The following is a 6,102-nucleotide window of genomic DNA, read 5'->3' on the forward strand; positions in this document are numbered from 1 at the left end:
TGGCAAAAGAGTACAAGGATTTGGTTGTCGGACTCGACATCGGCACCGCCAAGGTGATGGTGGTGGTGGCCGAGGTCATGCCTGGTGGCGAGCTCAAGCTGGCTGGCCTGGGGGTGGCACCCAGCAATGGCCTCAAGCGCGGTGTCGTGGTGAACATCGATGCCACCGTGCAAAGCATCCAGCAGGCGCTGCGCGAGGCCGAGCTGATGGCCGACTGCAAGATCACGCGCGTCTATACCGGCATCACCGGCAGTCACATCCGCGGCATCAACTCGCACGGCATGGTGGCCATCAAGGACCGCGAGGTCACCGCCGCTGATGTGGCCCGCGTGGTGGAAACCGCCAAGGCCATCAACATCTCGACCGACCAGCGCCTGCTGCTGGTCGAACCGCAAGAGTTCATCATCGACGGCCAGGACGTCAAAGAGCCGATCGGCATGAGCGGCATCCGTCTGGAAGCCAAGGTGCACATCGTGACCGGCGCCCAAAGTGCGGCCGAGAACATCATCAAATGCGTGCGCCGCTGCGGCCTGGAAGTCGAGCAGCTGATGCTCAACCCATTGGCGTCGAGCCTGTCCGTCCTGACCGAAGATGAGCGTGAACTCGGTGTGGCGCTGGTGGACATTGGCGCTGGCACCACCGACCTGGCCATTTTTACCAACGGCGCGATCCGTCACACCGCAGTCATCCCAATTGCCGGCGACCTGATCACCAGCGACATTGCCATGGCGCTGCGCACGCCGACCAAGGACGCCGAAGAGATCAAGGTCGAAAACGGCTACGCCAAGCAGCTGCTGGCTGACCCCGAGGCACAGGTGGAGGTGCCGGGCCTGGGCGACCGGGGTCCGCGCATGCTCAGCCGCCAGGCGCTGGCCGGGGTGATCGAGCCGCGCGTGGAAGAAATTTTCAGTCTGGTGCATCAGGTGATGCGCGAGTCGGGCTTTGAAGAAATGCTCTCCAGCGGCATTGTGCTCACCGGCGGCAGCTGCATCATGCCCGGCATGGTCGAGCTCGGCGAAGACATCTTTCTGAAACCGGTGCGTCGGGGCATCCCCAAGTACACCGGCGCCTTGTCCGACATGGTGGCCCAGCCGCGCGCCGCCACCGTGATGGGCCTGCTCGAAGAGGCCCGCATGGCGCGCCTGCGCGGCTTCAAGGTGGCACAAAAAAATGGTTCCATGAAAACTGCTTTTGGCAGCATCAAGGACTGGATCGTGGGGAACTTCTGATCATGTCGCCCACCCTCTGGCTCCACCGCGCCAGCCCACCACGACGATGGCGACCGCAGCCGTTCACCCTTTTATCCTTTCACCCGTTTTGTAGATCACATGTCTTTTTTTACCCAACCATTGAAACCCCAGGAGAGCACCATGGCCATTGAACTCATCGACGAAGAAGCCTTCAACCAAGGAACCCAAATCAAAGTGATCGGCGTCGGCGGTGGTGGCGGCAACGCCGTGGCCCACATGATCGCCAGTGCGGTGCAGGGGGTGGAGTTCATCTGCGCCAATACCGATGCGCAGGCGCTCTCCACCAGCGACGCGCACCGGGTGATTCAGCTCGGCAGCACCGGTCTGGGTGCCGGCAGCAAGCCCGACAAGGCGCGCGACGCTGCCGAGGTGGCCGTTGAGCACATCCGTCAGGCCATTGAAGGTGCGCACATGCTGTTCATCACCGCTGGCATGGGCGGCGGCACCGGCACCGGTGCGGCCCCGGTGATTGCGCGGGTGGCACGCGAGATGGGCATTCTGACCGTGGGTGTGGTGACCAAACCGTTTGAGTTTGAGGGCAAACGTCGCATGGACAATGCCGACCAGGGCCTGGCCGAGCTCGAAGCCAATGTCGACTCGCTGATCGTGGTGCTGAACGAAAAACTGCTCGAAGTGCTGGGTGACGAGGCCACGCAGGACGAGGCTTTTGCCCACGCCAACGACGTGCTGAAAAACGCGGTGGGCGGTATTGCCGAAATCATCAACGTGCCCGGCCATGTGAACGTCGACTTTGAAGACGTGCGCACGGTGATGGGTGAGCCCGGCAAGGCGATGATGGGCACGGCGGTGGCCGCCGGCCCGGACCGCGCCCGCATTGCCGCCGAACACGCCGTGGCCTGCCCGCTGCTCGAAGGCATCGACCTGTCGGGTGCCAAGGGGGTGCTGGTGCTGATCACGGCCGCCAAGGGGTCGCTGAAACTGAGTGAATCGAAACTGGCCATGAACACCATCCGCGCCTACGCCTCGCCCGATGCGCATGTGATCTACGGCACCGCCTACGACGACCATCTGGGCGACCAGATCCGTGTCACGGTGGTGGCCACCGGCTTGAGCCGTGCGCGGCCCAAACTGCAGGTCATGCCCAGCGCCCAGCCGCAAACCCAGCTGCGCACCGGCACCCACGACATCCCGTTCAATGTGCCCACGCTGGACACCCCGGTCAGCCCCTTGCAGGCCACCGGCATGCTGGCCGGCAGCAGCATGGGCGGACGTGGCACGCAGCCGGATTACGGCTCCATGGCCACACCGAGTGTCTGGCGCACCCGCGACCGCACCTCGGCGGCGGCCAAGGTCGATGCTTTGTCCAGTGGTGGCATGGACGACTTTGAGATTCCGGCATTCCTGCGCAAACAGGCGGATTAGTCAGAAAAAGTAAAATCGGCCGGTGCTGCAACAACGAACCCTCAAAACCCTGACCCGCGCCGTGGGCGTGGGGCTGCACAGCGGGCAGCGGGTCGAGATCACGCTGCGCCCGGCGCAGCCCGACACCGGCATCGTGTTCCGGCGCGTGGATTTGCCTTTGCCGGTGGACATTCCGGTTTCGGCCCTGGCGGTGACGGACACCCGCATGGCCTCGACCATTTCCAATGGTGGAGCCAAAGTGCATACGGTGGAGCACCTGATGTCGGCCTGCGCCGGACTGGGCGTGGACAACCTGTATGTGGACATCACCGCCGAAGAGGTGCCGATTCTGGACGGCTCGGCCGCATCCTTTGTGTTTCTGCTGCAAAGCGCCGGCATTGCGTTGCAGAGCGCACCACGCCGTTTTATCCGTTTGCTGGCGCCGGTGGAAGTGCATCAGGGTGAAGGTGCCAACGAAAAGTGGGCGCGGCTGGAACCCTACCATGGCTACAAGCTGAGTTTTGAGATCGACTTCAGCCATCCGGCGGTGGACTCGACCGGCCAGCGCGTGGTGTTTGACATGAGCAGCGACTCCTATTCCAAAGACATCGCCCGGGCGCGCACATTTGGCTTCACCAAAGACGTGGAAATGCTGCGCGCCAACGGCCTGGCGCTGGGTGGCGGCCTGGACAACGCCATTGTGATGGACGACTACAAGGTGCTCAACGCCGGTGGTCTGCGTTACGACGATGAGTTTGTCAAGCACAAAATCCTGGACGCCATGGGCGACCTCTATCTGGTGGGCAAACCACTGCTGGCCAGCTACAGCGCGTTTCGCTCCGGCCATGCGCTCAACAACCTGCTGCTGCGGGAGCTGCTCAACCACCCCGAGGCCTGGGACGTGGTGAGTTTTGACGATGCCGCGCAGGCGCCACAGGGTTTTGCCAAGCTGGCGCGGGCCTGGTAGCCATGCTGCTGTTTCGCTGGACCATGTTGATGCTGCTGCTGGGTGCGGCGGCGTGTTTTGTGTTCTGGGTCGGTACCGGGCAAGACCGCTACAAACAATGGGGGCTGAAAATCCTCAAGTGGACGTTGATCGCCGCGTTTGGTTTTTTTGCCGTGCTGGTGCTTGAGCGGGTTGGGTGAATCAGCTTCTGCAAATATGCCATGGACTACTCCCAAACGGGGGATACCCATACCAGATTGCGCTGGTTAAACTTATGCGACTGGCCGGTGCCGCGTGTCCTTTTTCAATTTGCCTTGGCGCCAATGCCGCAAATAGTAAAAAAGTACCTCTAGTGCTTTTGCATAATAAGATTTGTGCTATCTTATTGATCGTTTTGGTGTTGAATGCTGTAACGAAACATCACCTGCACCGTTCCGAGTGGGCTACACAATAGCCTTGCTCAGCGACAACACCATTCGCGTCAAACTGGCCTTGTCAGAAGTGTGGGTCTTCGCGTAAGTCGATCTGATCTGCGTCCGAACGGTTTCCTCGCTCACATTCAGGCTTTTTGCAACACTGCTGTAACTGCCTCCCTGAACGATGGCATGGGTAACGCGGGCCTCGGCCGGTGATAGTCCCAACAGTCGTTGTAACAACTCCGGTGCAGGCAACTCCACCCGATGTGGATCGGTCACAAACACAATGTGGCGTGCCCCCTCGTTTTCGACCAGGGGGTCACTGGGCTCGAGCGAGCAACACTGAATGCTGTACCTTGCCTTTGGCTCGCTTCGTGCGACCTCAAAAGTGGCACCAAAACTGTCTCGCTTTTGCTCGGGCGTAGCCACCAACCGGGCAAGCCAGGCTTCCAGTCGCAGACCGTTCGTTTGCTGAAAACCGGCGGCTGTGATGCGCTTATTCACATCGAGCTGCAGGCCATCGGCGCGGTCCAATACCTGTTGGCCTGTGGTGTTGGCACAAATGACACCCAATTGCTGATCCAGCAAAAAAACCCCGACAGTCAGGCGGTTCAGCGCGGCGTGCAGCGATTCAATCTGATACCGCGCATGGTTCAGTCTGTGCATCAAACCCAATGACCGCGACAAGTGTGGCACCAGAAGGCTCATGAACTCCCGGTCTTTGCGATCAAATGGATCATCCGGCCCACGGTAAATCGACAGTACGGTGCTGGGCAAACCGGGGGCGCCTTCAAAAACGACGCCAGAGCAAATACGCCCCACTCCCATGGGGCGCAAAAATTCCTGGTAATAAATAGAGGCCAGCAAATCCTCTTGAGGTACCAGCTCTTCGTCCAGTGCCACGGCACCATCCTGAATCAAGCCCTTGCGCTGGGCGCTATGCGCCCAAAGATCGTGGTTGATGTATTTGGTGCCGTAAAGGATCAGATCCTTTTCTTCCACCTGCCACGGAAAAATCAGGCCACCGGCGCCAGGGCCAATATAGGGTGTGAACAAGATTGCCTGCTTGGCCCCCATGGCCTGGGCTATCGCACCCACTGTTTCAGGCCAGCGGCCAGGCTCTGCACTGGAAGCATAAATCTGGTGAACCAGGCCAGAGAACTGTTCCAGCCGCGCAGCTTGTTCGGTGGACTGCATATTGACTCCCTTTTGTCTGAGTCGACTTTACTCTTTTGCAGATAGTACACGGTTAGCCAGAAAATTTGATTATTTTCACCCGCACGGGTGATGCTGTCTTAAAAAGAACACGCTAACGTCGGCAGCAAATTCGTCAGTTCTTGTTTTGGTTTATTCAGGGGGTAATCATGAGTCGTCTCAGAAGCCTGGTCTTTGCACTTGGTCTTGGTTTAACTTGGGTGTCAGCGCATGCTGCGACCTTTACCGTCACCAACACCAACGACAGTGGTGTGGGCAGTCTGCGCGATGCAGTCGCACAAGCAAGCGCAAGCCCGGCGCCCAACACCGTCAACTTTTCTCCCGAGTTGTCCGGGACCATTGTTCTTACAAATCAGATCTTCATCAATGGTCCGATGTCGATCCAGGGCCCGGGTGCTTCGACGCTGACCATTGACGCCAACTTCAGTAACCGAATTTTTGCAATTGGTAAAACTTTTCCAGCCTGTCCGGCACTCGACAATGGTGGTGTTGATTATCTAGTCAGTATTTCTGGATTGCGACTTATTAATGGTGGAAATCCAACCGGTTATATGGGAGGAGCAATTTATTCAGAACATAGTTTGACACTTGATTCAGTGGTTATTGATAACAGTTTCGCCGTTTGGGGCGGCGGGCTGGGGGTTAATGTTCAGTATACCAATCAAGCATTAACGATTAATAATACGGTTTTCTCAAATAATCTGGCCAAACCTTTTGGAACACCTTCAGGTGGTGGTAATCATGGGGGTGCAATTTGGGTGAACGAGAAATGTGGATCTACACCCATCACGGCAGCAACCGTCAATATCGACGCCAGCAACTTCTCAAACAACCGAGTTCAGCCTGGCAGCTGGAATGGACGTGGTGGAGCGATCAGTGTCACCAGCAGGGCAGATGTCACCATCAGTAACAC

General features: G+C 58.7%; 6 protein-coding genes. 5 read left to right on the plus strand and 1 reads right to left on the minus strand.

Going from position 1 to position 6,102, the window contains the following annotated elements; translation table 11 throughout:
- The 4 genes from ftsA to KBF66_RS18425 all read left to right on the plus strand — a co-directional run.
- Positions 1-1,229: cell division protein FtsA (ftsA, locus tag KBF66_RS18410; RefSeq protein ID WP_296660987.1), on the plus strand; the 1,229-nt coding region annotated here is incomplete at its 5' end.
- Positions 1,230-1,370: 141 nt separating this feature from the next.
- On the plus strand, positions 1,371-2,633 hold the full coding sequence (gene ftsZ, locus KBF66_RS18415; RefSeq protein ID WP_296660989.1) for a cell division protein FtsZ: 1,263 nt from the start codon (positions 1,371-1,373) through the stop codon (positions 2,631-2,633).
- Positions 2,634-2,655: 22 nt separating this feature from the next.
- Positions 2,656-3,579 carry a UDP-3-O-acyl-N-acetylglucosamine deacetylase gene (lpxC, locus tag KBF66_RS18420; RefSeq protein WP_296661009.1) on the plus strand — a complete coding sequence of 308 codons (924 nt, stop codon included), beginning with the start codon at positions 2,656-2,658 and terminating at the stop codon, positions 3,577-3,579.
- Positions 3,580-3,581: 2 nt separating this feature from the next.
- A complete protein-coding gene (locus KBF66_RS18425; RefSeq protein ID WP_296661011.1) occupies positions 3,582-3,758 on the plus strand; it encodes a hypothetical protein in 177 nt (58 codons plus the stop codon).
- A gap of 243 nt (positions 3,759-4,001) precedes the next feature.
- Here KBF66_RS18425 and KBF66_RS18430 read toward each other — a convergent pair whose 3' ends face one another.
- Positions 4,002-5,171 (minus strand): helix-turn-helix transcriptional regulator, encoded by a 1,170-nt coding sequence (locus KBF66_RS18430; protein WP_296661013.1) that lies wholly within the window; start codon positions 5,169-5,171, stop codon positions 4,002-4,004.
- Positions 5,172-5,338: 167 nt separating this feature from the next.
- Between KBF66_RS18430 and KBF66_RS18435 the strand changes: the two genes are divergently transcribed.
- Positions 5,339-6,102 (plus strand): hypothetical protein (locus KBF66_RS18435; protein WP_296661015.1); only part of this gene is annotated, 764 nt, incomplete at its 3' end.

It is taken from the genome of Rhodoferax sp., from assembly GCF_018063565.1.
Lineage (GTDB): Bacteria > Pseudomonadota > Gammaproteobacteria > Burkholderiales > Burkholderiaceae_C > Rhodoferax.

Coding starts and splice junctions, on each gene's coding strand:
- ftsZ (WP_296660989.1), top strand. CDS start 1,371: ATGGCCATTGAACTCATCGACGAAGAAGCCTTCAACCAAGGAACCCAA.
- KBF66_RS18425 (WP_296661011.1), top strand. CDS start 3,582: ATGCTGCTGTTTCGCTGGACCATGTTGATGCTGCTGCTGGGTGCGGCG.
- KBF66_RS18430 (WP_296661013.1), bottom strand. CDS start 5,171: ATGCAGTCCACCGAACAAGCTGCGCGGCTGGAACAGTTCTCTGGCCTG.